This window comes from Pseudomonas sp. NPDC087612, from assembly GCF_044743505.1.
Classification (GTDB): Bacteria; Pseudomonadota; Gammaproteobacteria; order Pseudomonadales; family Pseudomonadaceae; genus Aquipseudomonas.
The window spans coordinates 1-2,271 of record NZ_JBIUWO010000028.1 but is presented as its reverse complement, the minus strand read 5'-3'; the positions used below and the strand labels follow the sequence as shown (position 1 = coordinate 2,271).

General features: G+C 60.6%; 1 protein-coding gene. It reads right to left on the bottom strand.

Annotated elements, in window-relative coordinates; genetic code table 11:
• Positions 1-66: 66 nt before the first annotated feature.
• On the bottom strand, positions 67-2,271 hold a 2,205-nt coding region (locus tag ACIOVF_RS27995), incomplete at its 5' end, for an RHS repeat-associated core domain-containing protein (protein WP_401294203.1).

Genomic DNA, 2,271 nt, shown 5'->3' with positions numbered 1-2,271 from the left:
GGCATCGGCGAAGGTCATTTGCTTCATTGAAAAGCTCGGCGATTGGTGTCCGGGGATTTTGCCAAATCAGGAAGTCTTTTTCAGGATTTCCCTAGAGAATGCCGCGTTAGCAATTTTGTCAGGTAGTTTTACCTGAACAATCCGGAAATCACCGCCATGCCCCATCGTTTTCCCCCACGTCACAGCGTCTTTATAGGACTCAGCGAACCACTTTCCTTCCATGGTTCCGTGAGATGACCATGTTCCGGTTTTCATTAGGCTGGAATATTCATCAAGGCTCATGGACCTGTACAGGGTCGTTTCCAATCCTAGCGGGTCGATCCACCGTACTGGATTCTGAGCGTATTGATAGAGATTGGAGCCTCCCAACAAGCCAATCGGGTCGGGTTGGGTGAACCGCCCGATATCCGGATCATAAAACCGGAACGTGTTGTAGTGCAGACCCGTCTCACGGTCCAGATACTGGCCCTGGAACCTGAGGTTCTGCTCTTCGATGAAATGCGCCTCACGCACTTCCTGCAGGGTATTGCCCCAGACCTGATAGCGCGCCTGCCAGACTGCTTCGCCACTGTCATCCGTCAGCTGTTCGGGCAGGCCGTTGAAGTCGTTATGGTAGTAACGCACCTGCTGGTGCAGCCCCGTACCGTCAACCCGAGCCAAGGGTTCGTGGCTGTCTTCGACATACAGGTACAGGCTGGTCTGGCTGTATCGATGCTCCTGCTGCAAGCGCAGGCCATCCCAGGCAAAGCGGGTCTGGTCGAGCAGATTGCCCTGATCGTCGTGTTCGCTCTTTTCGACACGCCGCCCGAGCGGGTCGTAGCGCATGTTCAGCACTCGCTCGCGCCCGCCGAACTGGCTGCGCACCTGGACCAAGCGGTGCTCGGCGTCGTAGCTGAAGTGCTGGATGCCACGCCGGCTGCTGCGTTTCTCGATCAAGCGGCCGAACCCGTCATAGCGATAGCGTTTGTCCTGGTAGGTGAGCAAGCGGTTATGGCGCACCAGGCCGATGCCGGCTTGCGGCCCATCGAGCAGGTTGGCGGCGGCGTCGTAGGCGAAGGCTTCGCTTTGGCCCTGGCCGGCGTCCTGGCTGGCCATGATCCGCCCGCTGGCATCGTAGTGCAGCAGTTGCTGGTGCTGGCCGCCGGGCTGCTGGTTGAAACGGCTGGTCAGGTTGTCTGCCGGGTCGAAATCGAAGCGTTGCTGCACGGCGGCCGGCAGTTGCGGCGGTTGCTGGCTTGGGCGGCGCAGGCGCGAGCGCAAACGGCCGCTGCGGTCGTACTCGCTGCGGGTACTGACTCGGCCCTGGGTGCGCAGCACTTCGCGGTGCAGGCGGTCGCGCTCGAAATCGCTGATCACCTTGCCGTCGAGGTTGAGCTGGTGCAGATGACCGCTGCCGTAATACAGGCGGTTGAGCCAGCGGCCATCGGGCAGCTGAGTCTGGATCAGGTTGCCCAGTTCGTCGTAATGATGCTGCAGCACTCCGCTGGCACTGTGTTCCTCCAGCAGTTGGCCTAGGGCGTCGTAAGCGAAGGCCAGTTGTTCGCTGTTGCCTGCCTTGTCGGTGAAGTTGATGGCCGTCAGTTGATCGAGAGGATCGTAGCTGTACAGGGTTTCGCTATCGTCGGTGTGCTTTTTGATCAAGCGCCCGACCGCATCCCGGTGCAGGTGATGGATGATCGCTTCGACACTGCCGTGGGGAGTGGGGAGGTACTCAACGCAACTGAGGTTATCCAGCCGGTCGTAGTGATAGCGGCTGGCGCTGCCGTCCAGGTCCTGCTGCTGGCTCAAGCGGTCAACCTGGTCCCAGGCAAACCGGTAGCTCTCGCCATTTTCATTGGTCAGCACCAGCAGTCGCCCGTAGGCGTCGTAACTGAACTGCACCCGCCGACCCTGCGGGTCGATACGCTGTTGTACCTGGCCGCGTCGGGTATAGCGGTACTGGGTAGTGTGCCCGGCGGGGTCGGTATAGCTGCTGAGCTGGCCGTTGCGATCATGCTGATAGTGCTGGTTGCGCCCGTCCGGCAGTTGCGAACCGAGCAGGCGGCCCTTGGCGTCGTGCTGGTACTCGGTGCGCTCGCCCAGGGCGTCGGTGACCGCCTGCAGATGGCCGCGCCGGTCATAGCTGAAACGGGTCGGATACCCGGAGCAATCGACCTGTTCAATGAGCAGCCCCTGTTCGCTCCAGCGCAAGTACTTGTGCTTGCCGGCAGCATCAATGACTTCCACCACCTGGCCGCGTTCGTCATAACGGTAACGGGTGGTGTGGCCCAG